This is a genomic window from Parasphingopyxis sp., assembly GCF_052168275.1.
Classification (GTDB): domain Bacteria; phylum Pseudomonadota; class Alphaproteobacteria; order Sphingomonadales; family Sphingomonadaceae; genus Parasphingopyxis.
The window spans coordinates 1-16,594 of sequence record NZ_JBQLZM010000088.1 but is presented as its reverse complement, the minus strand read 5'-3'; the positions used below and the strand labels follow the sequence as shown (position 1 = coordinate 16,594).

19 protein-coding genes are annotated in these 16,594 nt (G+C 64.8%); 6 read left to right on the top strand and 13 right to left on the bottom strand.

The features are described 5' to 3' along the window. Position 1: 1 nt before the first annotated feature. Positions 2–1,081 (top strand): N-acetyltransferase, encoded by a 1,080-nt coding sequence (locus tag ACTS1X_RS07995; protein WP_442613861.1) that lies wholly within the window; start codon positions 2–4, stop codon positions 1,079–1,081. Positions 1,082–1,178: 97 nt separating this feature from the next. On the opposite strand, the gene ACTS1X_RS07990 is transcribed toward ACTS1X_RS07995, so the two are convergent. After that, positions 1,179–2,054, bottom strand: a complete 876-nt coding sequence (locus ACTS1X_RS07990) for an OmpA family protein (protein ID WP_442613860.1) — start codon at positions 2,052–2,054, stop codon at positions 1,179–1,181. Positions 2,055–2,347: 293 nt separating this feature from the next. Continuing rightward, the gene (gene xth / locus ACTS1X_RS07985; protein ID WP_442613859.1) at positions 2,348–3,121 is read right to left on the bottom strand and encodes an exodeoxyribonuclease III; all 774 of its coding nucleotides are present in this window, start codon (positions 3,119–3,121) and stop codon (positions 2,348–2,350) included. Positions 3,122–3,173: 52 nt separating this feature from the next. Here xth and ACTS1X_RS07980 point away from each other — a divergent pair, with 52 nt between their 5' ends. After that, complete coding sequence (locus tag ACTS1X_RS07980) at positions 3,174–3,668, top strand: GNAT family N-acetyltransferase (protein WP_442613858.1); 495 nt, start codon at positions 3,174–3,176, stop codon at positions 3,666–3,668. Here ACTS1X_RS07980 and erpA read toward each other — a convergent pair. The 5 genes from erpA to glnE all read right to left on the bottom strand — a co-directional run bounded on the left by erpA (position 3,665) and on the right by glnE (position 8,841). Continuing rightward, on the bottom strand, positions 3,665–4,000 hold the full coding sequence (gene erpA / locus ACTS1X_RS07975; RefSeq protein WP_442613857.1) for an iron-sulfur cluster insertion protein ErpA: 336 nt from the start codon (positions 3,998–4,000) through the stop codon (positions 3,665–3,667). The genes ACTS1X_RS07980 and erpA overlap by 4 nt on opposite strands. Positions 4,001–4,072: 72 nt before the next feature. Beyond that, positions 4,073–4,615, bottom strand: coding sequence for a M23 family metallopeptidase (locus ACTS1X_RS07970; RefSeq protein WP_442613856.1), 543 nt, complete (start codon positions 4,613–4,615; stop codon positions 4,073–4,075). A gap of 248 nt (positions 4,616–4,863) precedes the next feature. Continuing rightward, a complete protein-coding gene (locus tag ACTS1X_RS07965; protein WP_442613855.1) occupies positions 4,864–5,661 on the bottom strand; it encodes a ferritin-like domain-containing protein in 798 nt (265 codons plus the stop codon). Between the two features lie 4 nt (positions 5,662–5,665). Further along, positions 5,666–6,130 (bottom strand): thioredoxin-dependent thiol peroxidase, encoded by a 465-nt coding sequence (bcp, locus tag ACTS1X_RS07960; RefSeq protein WP_442613854.1) that lies wholly within the window; start codon positions 6,128–6,130, stop codon positions 5,666–5,668. A gap of 2 nt (positions 6,131–6,132) precedes the next feature. Further along, positions 6,133–8,841 (bottom strand): bifunctional [glutamate--ammonia ligase]-adenylyl-L-tyrosine phosphorylase/[glutamate--ammonia-ligase] adenylyltransferase, encoded by a 2,709-nt coding sequence (gene glnE / locus ACTS1X_RS07955; RefSeq protein WP_442613853.1) that lies wholly within the window; start codon positions 8,839–8,841, stop codon positions 6,133–6,135. Positions 8,842–8,904: 63 nt separating this feature from the next. Here glnE and ACTS1X_RS07950 point away from each other — a divergent pair, with 63 nt between their 5' ends. Then, positions 8,905–9,087: a NepR family anti-sigma factor gene (locus ACTS1X_RS07950; RefSeq protein WP_442613852.1), complete on the top strand. Its 183-nt coding sequence runs from the start codon at positions 8,905–8,907 to the stop codon at positions 9,085–9,087. Positions 9,088–9,098: 11 nt separating this feature from the next. Here the strand turns inward: ACTS1X_RS07950 and ACTS1X_RS07945 are convergent, their stop codons facing one another. Beyond that, on the bottom strand, positions 9,099–9,725 hold the full coding sequence (locus ACTS1X_RS07945) for a sigma-70 family RNA polymerase sigma factor (RefSeq protein ID WP_442613851.1): 627 nt from the start codon (positions 9,723–9,725) through the stop codon (positions 9,099–9,101). Positions 9,726–10,037: 312 nt separating this feature from the next. Then, on the bottom strand, positions 10,038–10,844 hold the full coding sequence (locus tag ACTS1X_RS07940; RefSeq protein ID WP_442613850.1) for a response regulator: 807 nt from the start codon (positions 10,842–10,844) through the stop codon (positions 10,038–10,040). Between the two features lie 224 nt (positions 10,845–11,068). On the opposite strand from ACTS1X_RS07940, the gene ACTS1X_RS07935 reads away from it, so the two are divergent. From ACTS1X_RS07935 to ACTS1X_RS07925, 3 genes are all read left to right on the top strand, one after another. Then, positions 11,069–11,248 (top strand): NepR family anti-sigma factor, encoded by a 180-nt coding sequence (locus tag ACTS1X_RS07935; RefSeq protein WP_442613849.1) that lies wholly within the window; start codon positions 11,069–11,071, stop codon positions 11,246–11,248. 33 nt (positions 11,249–11,281) lie between these two features. After that, the gene (locus tag ACTS1X_RS07930; protein WP_442613848.1) at positions 11,282–12,832 is read left to right on the top strand and encodes a sensor histidine kinase; all 1,551 of its coding nucleotides are present in this window, start codon (positions 11,282–11,284) and stop codon (positions 12,830–12,832) included. A gap of 321 nt (positions 12,833–13,153) precedes the next feature. Beyond that, complete coding sequence (locus ACTS1X_RS07925; RefSeq protein ID WP_442613847.1) at positions 13,154–13,279, top strand: entericidin A/B family lipoprotein; 126 nt, start codon at positions 13,154–13,156, stop codon at positions 13,277–13,279. A 25-nt stretch (positions 13,280–13,304) separates the two neighbouring features. Here the strand turns inward: ACTS1X_RS07925 and ACTS1X_RS07920 are convergent, their stop codons facing one another. From ACTS1X_RS07920 to ACTS1X_RS07905, 4 genes are all read right to left on the bottom strand, one after another. After that, positions 13,305–15,008: a phospholipase D-like domain-containing protein gene (locus ACTS1X_RS07920; protein ID WP_442613846.1), complete on the bottom strand. Its 1,704-nt coding sequence runs from the start codon at positions 15,006–15,008 to the stop codon at positions 13,305–13,307. Next, positions 15,005–15,790 (bottom strand): twin-arginine translocase subunit TatC, encoded by a 786-nt coding sequence (tatC, locus tag ACTS1X_RS07915; RefSeq protein ID WP_442613845.1) that lies wholly within the window; start codon positions 15,788–15,790, stop codon positions 15,005–15,007. Before tatC ends, ACTS1X_RS07920 begins: the two co-directional genes overlap by 4 nt. After that, complete coding sequence (tatB, locus tag ACTS1X_RS07910; RefSeq protein ID WP_442613844.1) at positions 15,787–16,206, bottom strand: Sec-independent protein translocase protein TatB; 420 nt, start codon at positions 16,204–16,206, stop codon at positions 15,787–15,789. The genes tatC and tatB overlap by 4 nt, the downstream gene beginning before the upstream one ends. Before the next feature lie 80 nt (positions 16,207–16,286). Beyond that, a complete protein-coding gene (locus tag ACTS1X_RS07905) occupies positions 16,287–16,535 on the bottom strand; it encodes a twin-arginine translocase TatA/TatE family subunit (protein WP_442613843.1) in 249 nt (82 codons plus the stop codon). Positions 16,536–16,594 lie beyond the last annotated feature (59 nt).

Genomic DNA, 16,594 nt, shown 5'->3' with positions numbered 1-16,594 from the left:
GCTGAATGCCGATACGCCGCACTGGGTTCCGCCGCTGCGCTCCGACGTGATCGAACTGCTGACGCCGGGCAAGAACCCGTTCTACGAACATGCCGACGTCCAGCTGTTTCTCGCCTGGCGGGACGGCAGGGCCGTCGGCCGGATTTCCGCGCATATCGACCATCTCGCGCTCGAACAGCCGGTCGAACAGGGCATGGGCCCGGGCACCGGCAACTGGGGCATGATGGAGGCCGAAGACGCGGCGGTCATGGCCGCCGTGATCGCGGCCGCCGAGGACTGGCTGCGCGGCCGGGGCATGACGCGCGCGCTCGCCCCGCTCAGCCTCTCCGTCTGGGACGAGCCCGGCCTGCTGACCAAGGGTCACGACCACAGCCCGATGATCATGATGGGCCATCACAGGGCCGAATATGAAGGCTGGATCGCCGCGTGCGGCTATTGCGAAACCAAGCAGCTCCACACGTTCATCGTGCCCGTGCATGAGGGGTTTCCAAAGCTCATCAACCGCATCGTCGCCTCGGGCGAACGCAACGAGCGGATCAGGATACGCCCGGTCGACATGGGCCGATTCGACGAGGAAGCGACGCTGATCCTGTCGATCCTCAACCAGGCTTGGAGCAGGAATTGGGGTTTCGTCCCGATCACCGACAGCGAAGTGCGCTATATTAAGACCAAGCTGAAGCCGGTCCTCTATCCCGAAATCAACCTGATCGCCGAATATGACGGCAAGCCCGCCGCCTTCATGCTCTGCCTGCCCGACGTCAACGAAGCGCTTAAGGATATGAACGGTTCGCTGCTGCCGTTCGGCTGGGCACGGCTGCTCTGGAAGCTCAAGCGCCGGAAATGGACGGCCGGCCGCGTGCCGCTGATGGGCGTGCTGCCCGAACACCAGAACAGCCGGCTCGCCAGCCAGCTCGCCTTCATGATGATCGAACATATCCGTCGCTGGGGCGTCGAGGAGATGGGCGTGGACCGCGCCGAAGTCGGCTGGATCCTCGACGACAATCAGGGAATGGTCGCGATCGCCGACGCTATCGAGGGCGAGGTGAACCGGGTCTATTCGATCTACGACAAGGCGCTGTAGGGCACTCTAAGGCGCGGATTTCCAGACGTTCCCGGGCCGGAACGGTTGGCGGCTTCCCGCCGCGATTTCGGGGCAGGCGAAGCCCGCCCCCCGCGGCTCACAGACCGTCGACCGCCCTGCTGACCAGGATGTTCACCGAAACGCGGCGGTTCTGCGCCCGGCCTTCGGCGGTCGTATTGTCCGCCAGCGGGTCCGCTTCGGCCATCCCGGTTGGGGTCAGCATGCGCCAGGGCGCCCAACCGCATTGCTGCTGCAGATAGTTGACGACGCGACCGGCCCGCCTTTCGCTCAGTACCTGGTTGTAATCCTGGTCGCCGACCGAATCGGTGTAGCCGACAACAAGCAGCAGGGCGTTGTCCATCGCATCGGCCTGGGCAGCGGCGGCGCAAAGATCGCTCTCGGCCTGAGACGACAGCTGCCACCGACCGGTGTCGAAATACACGTTCGTCGTGCCCCGGATGTTATATTGGTCGATATCGCCCACGCGGCCGCGCAGCGCCTCGGTCGCCGCGGTCTGCTCGGCAAAGCCCTGGGCCGTTCCGGCGCGGATCATGGTCGCAGTCTCGAGATCGCTGTCGCTGAACCTGATCTTGCTCGCCACGAGGCCGCCGCCCCATTCCACCGTCTCCACCCTGACCGGGAGGCCGTTGAGCAGCGAATCCGCGGCAAGCTGGGTGCGGCCGAGGCCCAGAAAACCGCCGCGCGCCCGGATTTCGGTAGCCTCGGAGATCAGGATGCTGGTCGTGCTGCCGTCTGCGCTCGTGACCCGCATGCCGTCGCTGTCGCGCGCGGAAATGAAGCCTTCGATCTCGGGCCCCTCGGTCAATCCGGACAGATCGGCCGGCGCCGTGCCGTACACGTGGATCGATTCCAGGCCCTGGTCCAGTTCCTGCGCCGACAGGCCGACCGGGATCGGCACGGCGAGCATGGCAATCAGGGCATATACCGTCGGCCGTCTGGAAATGACATTCACTATGCTGCTCCTTCAAACTCCCGCAACCGCATCTGCGTGGCCGCGAATTTCGACCGCCCCCCGACCACGATGGCGCGTCCGGCTGTCAGAAACGCATCCATCCCGATGGACAGGGTTTGCGACATCCGGACGCCGGTTGAACGCCTCGCTATCGCCGCCTGCCCACCCGAACCTTTCTGGCATATGAAGCGCTCCCGCGCCAGCCGGGTGCCCGGGGCAATTCGAGCCCGTCGTGCGGCGAACCGCGGCGAACGCGGTGTATGTACGAAACGCAACGCCGCGGACGGCAACGGTCAGCCGGCCAGCTCGATCCAGACGGGCGTATGGTCGGACGCCTTTTCGCGGCCGCGATATTCCTTGTCGACGCCGGCGTCGCGCAGGCGGTCGGCCGCGACCGGGCTCAGCATCAGATGGTCGATGCGGAAACCCGCATCGCGCTGCCAGGCGCCAGCCTGATAGTCCCAATAGGTCCAGATCTTTCCGGTCGGAAAGCGCGCCCGGATCGCATCGGTCCAGCCCATCGCCGCCAGCCGCCGGAACGCGGCACGGCTTTCGGGCTGGGTCAGCGCATCGTCGGTCATCTTGTCCGGCGAATAGATGTCCTGATCGGTCGGGATCACATTATAGTCGCCGGCCAGCACGACCGGCCGCTCGGTCGCGAACAGCGCTTCGGCGCGCGCCAGCAGCCGCTCCATCCAGGCGAGCTTGTAATCGAATTTGGGGCCGGGCTGCGGATTGCCGTTGGGCAGGTAGATCGAGGCGACGATCACATCGCCGATCTCGGCTTCGATATAGCGGCTCTGCCCGTCGTCATCGTCTCCCGGAAGGCCGCGCTGATGCTCGACGGGCTCGGCGTCGCGCGCCAGGATCGCGACCCCGTTGAACCCCTTCTGGCCCAGCCAGACGGCGCCATAGCCGGCCTCCTCGATCGCCTTGACGGGCAGCCGGTCGCCATCGCCCTTCAGCTCCTGCAGGCACACCACGTCGGGCTTCTGCTCGTCGAGCCATTCGGTAAGCCGGGGCAAACGGGCGTTGATCCCGTTCACATTGTATGTCGCGATTTTCATGGGAACGCCTTATGCCCCGATCGAAGGTACGGGGCCAGCCGGGAGATGGGATTTGATACGCGCGGCGCGCAGCGAAGACCTCGACGCCATCGGTGCCGTCGAGGAATCGGCCGACACGCTGTTTTGCGGCACCCACCTGGAATGGATGATCGGCAAATGGCCGCCGCAGCGGGATCGCTACGAGCGCAGCCTCGGCGAGGGACGGCTTTGGGTCTGGAAGGAAGGCGACAGGATAGCGGGCTTTCTCTGCGCCCATGCCGTTGACGATCTGCTGTATATCGACCAGCTCGCCGTGGGCGCGGATTTCCAGCGCCGCGGGATCGGTCGCAGGCTCATGCAGCATGTCATCGCCCATGCGCGCGAACAGTCTATGGCGCTGGCACTGATCACCGACCGCGAGATCGCCTGGAACAAGCCCTTTTACGCGTCGCTCGGCTTTGCGGAATGGCCAGACCCTTCGCCCGGCGTACAGACCGAACTCGACCAGGAATATGCCGACGGCTTCGATCCCGCGACCCGTGTCGCGATGCTGCTGGAACCGGACTAGACGGAAAAGCTGGTGCCGCAGCCGCAGCCCGACTGGGCATTGGGATTGTTGACCTGGAACGCCGCGCCTCCGAGATTCTCGACGAAATCGACCGAGCAGCCGCGGACCAGATCGAGGCTGATCGTATCGACGACGAGCTTCACGCCGTCCCGCTCGGCCAGCACGTCATCGTCCGCGATGCCTTCGGCCAGCTCGAAACGGTACTGGAACCCGGCACAGCCGCCACCGTCCACGGCCAGCCGCAATATGGCGGGCTTGCCCTGGCGTTCGGCGATCGCCGCCACGCGAGCGGCAGCCGATTCCGTCAGATCGATGTCGATTACGTCGGTCATGTCTCTAATGTAGGAAAAGGGGCCGTCCGCGGCAAGCGGCGAGCCCCTCTTTCGATACCGCGACGGTCGTGGCTACTGACTGGCGCCCATGGCGGTCGCGCCTTCGGTCGTGCTGGTCGCCGATGCGAGCTGGGCGAGATACTGGCCCGAGGTCAGGAACGGCATGGGGTTGACCGGACGTCCGGCGATGCGGACCTCGTAATGGAGGTGGCTGCCCGTCGAGCGGCCCGTCGAGCCCATCCGGCCGATCAGCTGGCCGCGCGTCACCCGCGCACCCGGCTCGACCAGGATCTGCGACATGTGGCCGTAGCGGGTCTGGATCTCGCCGCCATGGTTGATCTCGACATATTTTCCATAACCGCCGAGCCACTGGGCGCGGCCGACGATGCCGTCAGCGGTGGCGTAGATCGGCGTGCCGATCGGGCCCGCCATATCGAGACCGTTATGCATGCGCCGCCCGCGGCGGAACGGGTCGTCGCGCGTACCGAAGCTGCTCGTCAGGCGATATCCTTCGACCGGGCGGAGAGACGGAATGGCCATCACGCCCCGGCGCTGCCGTTCGTTCTGGCGCCAGCTGGCAAAAAGTGCGCGAACGTCGGAACTTTCGGCGCTCACAGCCGTACTAGTTTGAGCGGTTGCCGGCGCCGAGACGGCGAAGGCGGCCAGAAGTGCGGCGAAAGCATAGGCGGGAGCTGAAACCCAGTGGCCGGCCGATGCGAAAATGCGTGAAATCATAGCGGTTTTGCGACCCGTTACTTGCGATCTGCGGCAGGAACTCTGCGCGCAAACCAGGAAAATACCCACTCCGGAGACGGAATTTGCCTCCCCGCTCCCGGTGTGAGGCGACTTTGTTAACGAACTGGCTAACTGGCAAGCGACAGATAGAAATCTCGGGTCAAACCGGCTTGTCGACGCGCCGAGTCGTTGAACGGAGGCTTCAACCGGCCGCCAAAGTAGCGGCCGACTAGGCTCCGCCACTGTTGCTGCGGTGCAACATTCCCGCTTGCACAGACGAATTCGAACCATTTGACGCCGAATCCGACATGGCGGATCTCGTCGTTCATGATTCTCCCCAGAATCCTTGCAGAACGCATGTCCCCCGCCTTTTCGAAACGCGCGATCGTCGGGGGCGTGACGTCCAGCCCCCGCGCCTCAAGCACCATCGGAACGATCGCGAGGCGGGCCGACGCATCATGCGCGGTCGTTTCGGCCGATTCCCACAATCCGTCATGCGCCGGCAGCGCGCCGTACCGGGATCCGAGATCGCGCAGGCGCCGGTCGAGCAGCGCGAAATGCATCGCCTCCTCCGCCCCGACCCGCATCCAGTCGTCGACGAATTCGCGCGGAAACGCCTTGCCGAACCGGCCGATCAGGTCGAACGCCAGGTCGATCGCGACGAATTCGATATGCGCCAGCGCGTGAAGCATCGCGATCCGGGCGCGTTCCGAGCCGCCCCTGCCGCGACGCGGCATCTCGGACGGCGGCCGCAATTCGGGCCGCTCCGGACGCGCGGGCCGGTCCGGCATGTCCACGTCGAAGCCATGTGGGAGGTTGCCGAGACGCCAGTTTCGCGCCGCCGACCGTGCCGCGAACACCTTGTCCTTCGGATCGGCGGCGCGCAGGACGCCCGCCACCGCTTCGGCGACGCTGGCCCCGCCCATGCGCCTATCCGAGCGCCTTCACTTCTTCGAGCACCGCTTCTGCGTGGCCGGCCACCTTCACTTTCGGCCAGACTTTGGCGACCTTGCCGTCGCTGTCGATGAGAAAGGTCGCGCGCTGGATGCCCATATATGTGCGGCCATACATGTTCTTCTCGACCCAGACACCGAAGGCCTCGGTCACCGAACCGTCGGCATCGGTGGCGAGATCGACTTTCAGGTCGTGCTTGGCGGCGAACTTGACGTGCTTGGCCGGCGGATCCTTCGAGACGCCGACGACCTTCGCGCCCGCCTTCTCGAAATCGGCCGCGAGATCGGTAAAGGCGACCGCCTCCTTCGTGCAGCCGGGCGTATCGTCCTTCGGATAGAAATAGAGGACCAGCGGCCGGCCACGATAGGCGCTGAGCCCGGTCTCGCTCTCGTCGGGCAGCTGCAGCGTCACGTCGGGCGCCATTTGTCCTTCTTCGACCACCGTCAATCTCCTTCTGTCTGAATCATGGCGAGCCTGTGCCATTCGCCGCTCACGCATTGCCGCGCGCGATCGTAATCCGCAACCAGGCTGTCCCAGTCACCGGCGCCGCACCGCGCCGCGACCAGCGCCCGGTTGGCTTCGGCAATCTCCTGCGAGGCCGGCGACACGAGACGCAGCGTCACCAGCATCCGGGTCAGCAGATCATGGGCATCGGCAAGACCGGCGTCGACAAGCCCGGCCGCCGCGAGTTCGGCGATCGCATGGCGCAACTCGGGGTCAAAGCCGGTCCGGTCGCGCAACTGGACCAGATGGACGCAGAATTCGAGATCGACGAGCCCGCCGTCGACGAGCTTGACGTCGAACGGCCCGGCCGGCGGTTTGTGTTCCGCAATCTCGGCCCGCATCGCGCGCGCGTCGGCGGCGAGCTGCCCGGGATCCCGCTCACGATGCAATATCTCGGCGATCCTCCCGGCGATTTCGGCCTGGGCCTGTGCCGGTCCGTAGACGGGACGCGCGCGCGCCAGCGCCATATGCTCCCAGGTCCAGGCATTTTCGCGGTGATACGCCTTGAAACTGTCGAACGAGACGGCGAGCAGCCCCTGCGCGCCCGACGGCCGCAACCGGGTATCGACCTCGTAGAGCGGGCCCGCGGCCGTCGGCACGCTGAGCGCGGCCGTCACCCGCTGGGCCAGCCGCTGGAAATAGGTCGTCGCGCCGAGCGGTCGCGCGCCGTCCGACTGGGCCGAATGATCGCCTGTGAACAGATAGACGAGGTCGAGATCCGATGCGTGGGTCAGCGCCCGGCCGCCGAGCCGGCCCAATGCCAGGATGACGAGATCGCAGCCGGGAACGCGGCCATGCACCGTTTCGAATTCGGCGATCGCGGCATCGGCGAGCACCGTCAGCGCGGCTTCGGCGACCCGGGCATAGCCGCTCGCCACGTCGAGCGGATCGCTCCGCCCCTCGATCAGCTGGACGCCGAGCGCGAACCGCTCTTCGCCGACCAGCTGGCGCATCCGGTCCAGCCGCAGTTGATAGTCGGGCGATGCGCTGCGATCCGCGAGCAGCGCGATAAGCTCGTCGAGCGATTCGGGGGGATCGAGCGCCGTCGCGTCGATCAGGCCGTCGAACAGTTCGGCATGGCGCGCAAGCTCGTCGGCCAGCGCCGGGGCATGGCTGAGCACGGCGACGAGCAGGCGCGCGAGGCCCGGCCGGGCCTCGAGCAGGCGAAACAGGTTGACCGCGCTGGGCAGGCGATCGAGCAATATGTCGAACCGGTTGATGACCCCGATCGGATCGGGAGCCTGCCCCATTTCCGCCATCAGCGACGGCAGAACATCCTCCAGCGCATCGCGGGCGATGGCCGACTGGGTCGAGCGCAATCGCCCTGCCCGCCAGCCCTCGATCCGGCGCCGCGCATCGTCCGCCGGCGTGAAACCGATGGTTTGCAGGGCCTGTTCGAGCCGGTCCGGATCGGTCGGCAACCGTTCCCGCCGGTCATCCTCCAGCTGATCGTAGAGCGCGCCGACATAGGCGACCGGATCCGACAGGGTCTCGAGCAACGCCGCGCCGTCCGCGATGCCGTGAAGCCCCGCCACGGTATCGAGCGCGGCCGGATCGTCCGGCAGGCTGTGCGTCTGCTGATCCTCGATCATCTGCAGCCGATGTTCGATCGTGCGGAACAGCCGGTAGGCGTCCGCGAGCCGATCGGCGTCGTGCTGCGCGATCTGCCCGCTCTCGCCGAGCGCCGAGAGCGCATCCAGCGTGGCCGGCGCGCGCAAATCGGGTTCCCTCCCCCCATGGATCAGCTGGTGGATCTGCGCGTAGAATTCGATCTCCCGAATCCCACCGCGGCCGCGCTTCAGGTCGTAGCCCGGTCCGAACTGCTGGCCCTGCGCGTAATGATCGCGGATCCGGTGCGACATTGCGCGGATCGCCCGGATCGCACCGAAATCGAGCGACCGGCGCCAGATGAAAGGCTGGATCGCATCGAGGAACCGGCGGCCGAGCCCGGCATCGCCCGCCGCCGCCCGCGCGCGAATGAACACCGCCCGCTCCCACGGCTCCGCGCTTGTTTCGTAATGGGCGATCGCCGCGCCCATCGTGAGCACGATCGGCGTGACTTCGGGCGACGGACGAAGCCGCAAATCGACCCGGAAGACGTAGCCGTCGCCGGTCCGCTCGTTGAGAATTTCGACGACCCGGCGGCCGATGCGAACCGCCGCCTGCTGCGGATCGTCCTTCTCCCGGCGCGGCATCGCGTCCGGATCGAAGAGAAACAGCAGGTCGATATCCGATGAATAGTTGAGTTCCCGGCTTCCGTGCTTGCCGAGCGCGATCGCGGCGAAGCCGGCCGGCGCGGCGTCCGGAAACCGTTCCGCAAAGGCCGCCTTGATCGCCTCGTCCAGCGCATAATCGGCAAAGTCGGACAGCAGCGCGGTGGTCTCGACGAGATCGAACTGCCCCGCAAGATCGCCGATCGCGGTAAATAGGGCGAGTTTCTGCCGATCCAGCCGCAGCGCGCGCACCGGATCCGCCCGCTCGGCTTCCAGATGTGCGGCGAAATCGCCGAAACGGAAGGACAGTCGCCCGCCGGCCAGCGATTCGGCGAATTCCGCGTTCGCAGCGGCCAGACGGTTCAGAAACGGCGCATATCGCCGCGCCCGATCGAGCGCCGCGGCAATCCTGTCCTGTTCGGCGGTCTCGGTCATGACAGGGCGGGCGGAATCCTGTGATTGGATGCAACTTTTGCCCGATTCCTACGTTATTTGGGAATGAGCGACAATTCGCCCTTGAAAGATGCCGCCGCCCGCGATGCGGCAGAGGGCCATCTGCATCTCGGTTTTCCGATGAAGAATCGGACCCGGGTCGGCGCGTGTCTGCGCGATGCGTTCGACCATGTGGCTGACGAGGACGTGCCGGACGAGCTGGAACAGCTGCTGCGCCAGCTCAACTAGACGTTGGCCGCTCAGCGATTGCTGAGTTCGTCAACCTCGCTCATGATTTCCTGAAGCGCCGTTTTGCCATTGCTTCCTTCCAGGGTTCCCCGCGGCTTCAGGCTGCCTCCGTCCATCAGCGCTTCGAGCGCCGTGCGTCCGCGCGCGACGCGGCTCTTGATCGTGCCGACCGCGCATCCGCAGATCTCGGCCGCCTCTTCATAGGCGAAACCGCCGGCGCCGACGAGGATCAAGGCCTCGCGCTGCGTTTCGGGCAATTCCATCAACGCCCGCTGCATGTCGCCCAGTTCGACGTGGCGGTCCTGACTAGCCGGTGCGGCCAGCAACTTGTCGGCCGTCAGGTCGTCCCACTCGCCCTTGAACTTCGATCGGCGCATCTGCGACAGGAACAGGTTGCGGAGGATGATGAACGTCCAAGCCCGCATGTTCGTGCCGGCCTGGAACCGCTCGCGCGCCGCCCAGGCCTTGAGCAGCGTTTCCTGCACCAGGTCGTCCGCCGTGTCGCGATTGCCGGAAAGCGAGCGGCCGAACGCGCGCAGGTGCGGGATCACCTGAGCAAGCTGCTCCTTGAATTCGGAATCGCTCAGCGGCTTGGGCTTTTCCGCCTCGTCGTCCGCCTCGCCAGGCGCTTTGGCCATCTAGGACCCCCCCGAAAGCATATCCGCCACCAATCGGTCTATTAGCGATCCCAACGGCTTAAGCCATAACAATCGCTAATGCCACATGCCGAAAATCGTCGGCCGAGGATCACTACCACGCCCAGAACAAAACTCCGAAGATGCCGATGATCAACACAAGCGATACGACGAGTATCACCCGCGTCATATGCGGCGTTGTGCCAGCGCGTGCCTCTTTCTTCGTGAGATGCGGCCCTTCTTCAGTCATTCCTTGTCCTTTGCATTCAATGTAAAACCAAATTGCGATGATCGTCTTGACCCATGTATCCGCTCTTATTCGGGAACGGTGGCATGGTTGAAGAACAGCGCCTGTGCGATCGCGGTCTTCACCGTAGCATGCTGGAACGGTTTCGTAATGAGGAAAGCCGGCTCGGGCCGTTCGCCGGTCAGCAGGCGTTCGGGAAAGGCCGTGATGAAAATGACCGGAACGTCGATCTCGTTCAGGATATCCTGCACGGCATCAATGCCCGAACTGTCGTCGGCAAGTTGGATATCCGCCAAGACGAGACCGGGCGCCCGGCTCGCCGCCTCCGCCACGGCCTCGTCGCGCGTGACGGCGATCCCGGTGACGGTATGACCGAGATCGCGGACGATCGCTTCGATGTCCATCGCGATGATGGGCTCGTCCTCGATGATCAGCACGTCCGTCTTCAACTGCGCCTCGATTTCGCCTCGCGCCTCGGCGATCAGTGCAACGACCCGGTCGGTCGTGCAATCGAGAAGATAGGCGATCTCCGCGTGCGAAAAACCTTCGACTTCCGACAATAGCAGGGCCTGGCGCGAAACCTTGTCGATCATCGCGAGACGGGCATTGGCAATGGCCTCGTTCTTTGCGCCGCCTTCCGAATTGCCGGCCGCCGCGACATCGCCATTTTCCGTCGAAGTCCATATCTTGAGGAACGTCCTGTAGAGTCCGGCTCGCGGATCGACGTCCTGCGGAAAGGAATCCGGATCCGCGACAATCGATTCAAGCGTGAGCCGGACAAACGCATCGCCCTGTTTCTGGTTGCCGGTCAAGGCACGCGAAAACCGGCGCAGAAAGGTCAGGTGCGGCGCAAGTTGCTGGCCCAGTGACGCCATCGGTGATTCCTCCTCAAAGTTTACGCAGACACGCGTAGGCGGATCGTGCGATGTAACTCAAGAGGAAAGGTGGAAATACCGTCCGGGCGGAATTGCGGAATATTATCCCGCGTAACACATATTTGTAAGAAAAGAACTTTTCCCTGGAAATTCGCAGTTGCGCAGCTTGAAGCTATGTGGCTAGGAAGGGCGACGGATCGTGGTTCTTTGGGGGAACGAACAGGTTGGCTTCTGGTGGCAAAATTCCGCGAAAGCCGGACGAGAGAATCAAGGGCAAACCAGCCGAGGATTCGAAGCCAGCGAACGACGCCGATATCGGCGATGCATTGCGCTCGGCATATGAAGACGCCGTCAAAGAGGATATTCCGTCGGAAATGCTGGACTTGCTCGGCAAGCTTGATTGAACCTCGGCCGCCCGTTCCCGGGGCGATCCATATATGAGCCAGTATGATGCCGCGCGCCGGCCCATAGAGAAACTTCCGACGAGCCTGAAAACGCTGGTGTTGCTCGGCATTGCCCTGTTGCCGCTCGGCATCGTCGCCGTCCTGGCTTCGTTCGATCAGGCCAGCGACACGCGCGAAGGCCGCTATGCCGAGGCCAACCTGCTGGCCGAAGTCGGGGCGCGGCATCTCTCCAGCACGATCGCCAACGCCGAAATGGGCTTGCGGTCGGCGGTCGTGGCGATGGCGGCGGACGAGGATCGGGAGGCGAACTGCCGGAGCACGATCGATGGGGTCACGGCTCTCGATTCGAGAAAACCGGCGCTCGCGATGCTTGACGGCGACGGGCGCGTCATCTGCGCATCCGACGGCTTCGAGCCCGATTTCGCCATCGACCCGCCCGTCGCCGGCCAATCGACGATGGCGGTCGACCCCGACCGCGAGGCCATTATCCTCGCCCAGACCAGCCCCGACGGCAGCGTGATCGGTCTCGCAGAACTTACGCGCCAATCCCTCGCGCTGCTCCCGCAGCCGGCGCTGTTGGCGCGCAACTATCAGATCACCCTGGCCCGGGGCGATGTCGTATTCGTCGTGCGTCCCTGGAACGACCCGGTCGCGCAAGACCGGGTGGTGAACGCGGCGAGGCCGATCGCGGATACGGAATTCGCGCTGTCCGCAAGTTTCGAGGAACGACCGCTCAGTACGGCGGAATTGTTCGCCATCGCATTGCCGGTCCTGATGTGGGGCGTGGCGGCTATTCTGGGCTGGATCGCCGTCGCCCAATTGCTGATCCGGCCGTTGACCCAGCTTCGCCATGCGGTCGTCCGGCACGCCAATGGCGACGCCCGTTTCGAACTGCCGCATTTTCCGATTTCGGCGATCGAGATCCAGCAGCTGGCGCACGCCTTCCAGGAGGCGTTCGACACGCTGCGCAGCCATGAGGAGCAGCTGGCCGCCGGCCTGGAGGAGCAGACCCGGCTGACGCGCGAGGTGCATCATCGCGTGAAAAACAACCTGCAGATCATCGCCAGCCTGCTCAATCTCCATGCCCGCGCCGCGAAATCGGACGACAGCGCCGCGGCCTATGCCTCGATCCAACGGCGGGTCGACGCGCTCGCGATAGTCCAGCGCAACCTTTTCGCGGAGCTCGACAAGAATAGCGGGCTGTCGCTGCGTCCGGTCGTCGCCGAACTCGCATCGGGCCTCCAGCAAAGCGCTCCGCCGAACGTCGAAATCGCGATCACGCTCGATGTCGACTCCGTTCGCGTCGGTCAGGACATCGCCGCGCCGACGGCCTTTCTCATCACCGAACTCGTCGAGCTGGCGATGCTGTGCGGCGACCGGGTCGAAATCGCCATCTCGGTCACCGCGCTCGCGGATCGGTGCGCCCGTCTAGCCGTGCGATCGCCGGCTCTTGCGGACGCATCCGACCGCGACGAATTCCCGCGCTACCGCCGTGTCCTGACCGGTATGGCCCGCCAGCTGCAGGCAAGCCTCGACGAGGAGGAATCCGGGACGCTTTTCACGATCGTCATACCGACATTGTAGTTTTCTCGGAAAAAACTCGATATTCAAGCCATTGAAATGAAATCATTTTCATTTTTTTTCGGATTTTTTCGATTTTTTCGGGAACCAAAGGCGCCGCCCGACGTTCTGCTAGTCGGATAGTGACCTTTTTGCCCCCCGCTCTCGCTATCCAACACATTAGCCCGGAAACGCCTCCATCCCCCCCGGAAGGCGTTTCCGGGTTTAATATTTTGGGGCTACCGGGATCGATCGGATTTCCTACAATCACCCATTGGAACGAAACGGATCGCCGGGCATTGTCCGGTCCGCGATAGCCGGGTTCCGCCCGAGAGGAGTATGAGTATGTCGAAGTTCATCGTGCTGGCGCTGGCCGTATCGAGCCTCGCCCTGTCCGCCTGCAATACGGTCGCCGGAATAGGCCGCGACGTCCAGAGCGTCGGCGAAACGGTCGAAGAGGTCGCCGAATAGACAGGCCGACCGCCGTGCTGCGCGGCTAGACCAGACTGTCGGGCACATAGAAATGCGGGCGCCCGAACCGCCGCGCGCGCGCACGCTGATAGGGAATGACGAACCCCTTGCGGTCGCCGGGTTCGGCCAGCCGGTTGTGATCGGCCAGGCTGCGCCATTCCGCGAGCCCCGCATCGTCCGCCAGCGCGCCGCCCGAGAGACGCGACCACAGTTCGCGGCGGAACGCGGCGATGGCGCCGTCCGGCTGCCACCACAGAAAACCCAGCTCGGTGTCCCAGTGGAAACTGCGGCCGTTGATATTGGCGGACGATATCAGGCAGGCGTCGTCGTCGGCGATCAGCAGTTTCGCATGGATATGGATGAGCCCCGACCCGAAGGCGGTCCCGCGACTGTCCGAATAGCGATCTTCGGCACGGTCGGCCGCCTCGTCGCGCGCCATGGTGAAAAGGCCGACGCGTTCGGGCCCGCCCGCCTTGAGAATCCGGGTCAACGCCTTCGCCTGGAGATATTCGCCGTGCCGGTGGGCCGGATTGTCGCCCTGGCCGAGAAAGGCGATCTCCTCGGGAACATTGGCGATCAGGACGATGATCTCGAGCGCCGGATTGTCGCGCAGCGCCGCGATCGCCCAATCCGCGGCGTCCCGCGACCGGAAGAACTGCGCCTCGACATAGAGGCGCTTTTTCGCCGCGGCGATCATCTTGCGGTGCGCCGATTTCAGCTCGCGGATGTCGGGCAACGGCCCGAAGGCGAACATCGAGGCCGAATGGCGCGATCGGGTTCGCAGCAGCTGGACCGTCGCCCCGGCGTCATCAAGGGGCGCGGCGGCGTCCGGGACGTCGATCCGATCGAGCGGGTCGACGGCGATGCCGGGCGTCTCGTCGCTCGTCCACTGATCGACGATTTCGGCGAACCGCGGCAGCTCCGCGTTCCACAGTTCGAGGAAATTGCGGGCGGCGTCGCCCGCCGCCGGGCCCTCGACGATGGCCGATAGATCGTGCCAGGTCTCGTCGGCCGGCCGTTCGTGCCTGGAATCGTCCCAACGCCGCTCGTCCAGATCGAGCCCGCCGATAAAGGCCGTCCTGCCGTCGATGACCGCGCATTTCTGATGATAGGTCGCCGGCCAAAGCCGCGGCGGCGGCCCGGGCTTCCATCCGGACGGCCGATCGCCGCTCCACCGCAGCCAGCGCCACAGGCCCGGCCGGACGTCGAAAGCGTTCGCATCCTCGTCCAGCTGGCGGGAAAGCCGTTCGACCAGCCGCTGCACCCGCCCGCGCAGCGCCGGGCGCAGCAGCTGCCGCCAGAACCAGCCGATCTCGCCCACATGCTGGATCACGATGATCTGGAGCCGCTCCTGATCGGCCGCGGACAACAGCGGCCGGATCGCCTGGACCCGGCGGAAACTGCTCCATGCACCGGCATGCAGCCATTCGGCCATCACGGGTTCGAAATCGGCGAGCAGCAGGCGGACCTCGACCCCGCGCCGGACGGTATCGAGGATGAGATCGGCCCAGTCCGTCAGCCCCCGGCCGCGCGCCGCATCCGAGCGCAATTTCGTCGACGGGTCGAAAATCCGGAACGCGAGCCACACCGTCCGTTCGGCGGTCAGCATCCGCTCTTCGAGCCGCGGATACATTTCCGCGGAATCGATCAACGGTGTCACCCGGCATCCGTCGCGCACCGGAAAGACCGCTTCATCCCCCGCGCGCAGGAAGAGCGTTTCCGGGTTCAACTCGGCTGATCCCCCTTGCGCCGCCTGTCCGTGAACCAGATGATCACCAGGGTCAGTTCGAACAGCAGGCAGAGCGGTATGCCGAGCATGAGCTGCGTGACGGGATCCGGGGGCGTGAAGATAGCGGCGACGATGAAGGCGCCGACGATGATGTATTTGCGGGCGCGGATGAGCTGCTGACGGTCGACGAGCCCGGCGCGGTTGAGCAGGAGGATCAGCACCGGGAGCAGGAAGGCGATCCCGAAAATGATGATGAAGCGCATCACCAGCGACAGATAGCTGCCGACGGCCGGCAGGGCCTCCTGGCTCAGCCCGCCGACTTCCCCCTGATAGCCAAGGAAAAAGCGGAACGCGACGGGCATGACGAAATAATAGGCGAGCGCCGCGCCGAGCGTGAACAGCACCGGCGTCGCGAACAGGAAGGGCAGGAAAGCGCCCTTCTCGTTCTTGTAGAGACCCGGGGCGACGAAGGCCCAGATCTGGTTGGCGACCAGCGGAAACGCGACCACGAACGCGCCGAACATCGCGACCTTTATTTCCACGAAGAAGGCCTCGTAGAGCTGGGTATAGATCAGGCGTCCCTCGCCTTCGGGAAAGGCGGCGGTCAGCGGCTGGACGAGAAACTCGAATATCTCTGTCGCGAAATAGAAGCAGACGCCGAACGCGATCGCGAGCCCGAGCATGCACCAGAGCAGACGGTTCCGCAGCTCGATCAGGTGATCGAGGAGCGGCGCGCTGCTTTCGTCGATTTCCGCGTCTTCGCGCATCGCGTCTTCGCTCATGACCTGTCGTCCCGCGTCTTCGGGCCGGGATCGTCGGGCAGGAGCGGCAATTGCGCTTCGGGCGGCGCCTCGGCACGCTCGGTTACGGCAGGATCGACCTGCGGATGGTCGTCCACCGCCGGTTTCTCGCTCTCACCGAGCGGCCGCATTGCGACGTCGCCAGCCGGCTCCGGTTTCTCGGTCTTCTGATGCTTGTCCGGCGGATGATCGCGTATGATCTGGGCATTCTTTTCCGACCAGGCCTTCTCCTGTTCCTCGATTTCGGCTTCCCGGATCATCGCGTCGATACCGACGCGGAGATGGCCCGTCATCGCCCGCAGCTGGCCGAGCCAGCGGCCCGCCGTGCGCATCGCGATCGGCAAGTCTTTCGGTCCGATGATGACGAGCGCCACCATCCCGACGAGCAACAGCTCCATTGCACCAATATCGAACATAGGCGCCGATCTACCTCAATGCCTGAGCGGCACGCCCGGCCGGCCCCGGCCGGGCGCGAAAACTAGCTGGCGCTGTCTTCGCGCTTGGCTTCGACGGTGGTTTCCGACGCGGGCGGCGCAGGTTGGGGCGCGATGCGCGGCGTCTCCGACGATCCGGCGGCGTCGCCGCCATTCTCGTCTTCGCGCAAGCCCTTCTTGAAGCTGGTGATCCCCTTGGCGAGATCGCCCATCATGTCGGAAATTCGCCCGCGCCCGAAAAAGAGGACGATGAGCAGCACAACAATAACAATTTGCCACGGACCTAAAGCCATGAATTTTCTCCTTATCCGCGGCCTAGTTAGTCATCCTGTTCGGCGGATTCCAGTTCGAG

Coding starts and splice junctions, on each gene's coding strand:
- xth (WP_442613859.1), bottom strand. CDS start 3,121: ATGAAAATCGCGACATACAATGTGAACGGGATCAACGCCCGTTTGCCC.
- ACTS1X_RS07940 (WP_442613850.1), bottom strand. CDS start 10,844: ATGGCGTCACTGGGCCAGCAACTTGCGCCGCACCTGACCTTTCTGCGC.
- ACTS1X_RS07925 (WP_442613847.1), top strand. CDS start 13,154: ATGTCGAAGTTCATCGTGCTGGCGCTGGCCGTATCGAGCCTCGCCCTG.
- ACTS1X_RS07950 (WP_442613852.1), top strand. CDS start 8,905: ATGAGCGACAATTCGCCCTTGAAAGATGCCGCCGCCCGCGATGCGGCA.
- ACTS1X_RS07930 (WP_442613848.1), top strand. CDS start 11,282: ATGAGCCAGTATGATGCCGCGCGCCGGCCCATAGAGAAACTTCCGACG.
- ACTS1X_RS07905 (WP_442613843.1), bottom strand. CDS start 16,535: ATGGCTTTAGGTCCGTGGCAAATTGTTATTGTTGTGCTGCTCATCGTC.
- tatC (WP_442613845.1), bottom strand. CDS start 15,790: ATGAGCGAAGACGCGATGCGCGAAGACGCGGAAATCGACGAAAGCAGC.
- tatB (WP_442613844.1), bottom strand. CDS start 16,206: ATGGAGCTGTTGCTCGTCGGGATGGTGGCGCTCGTCATCATCGGACCG.
- erpA (WP_442613857.1), bottom strand. CDS start 4,000: ATGACCGACGTAATCGACATCGATCTGACGGAATCGGCTGCCGCTCGC.
- ACTS1X_RS07965 (WP_442613855.1), bottom strand. CDS start 5,661: ATGGGCGGGGCCAGCGTCGCCGAAGCGGTGGCGGGCGTCCTGCGCGCC.
- glnE (WP_442613853.1), bottom strand. CDS start 8,841: ATGACCGAGACCGCCGAACAGGACAGGATTGCCGCGGCGCTCGATCGG.
- ACTS1X_RS07945 (WP_442613851.1), bottom strand. CDS start 9,725: ATGGCCAAAGCGCCTGGCGAGGCGGACGACGAGGCGGAAAAGCCCAAG.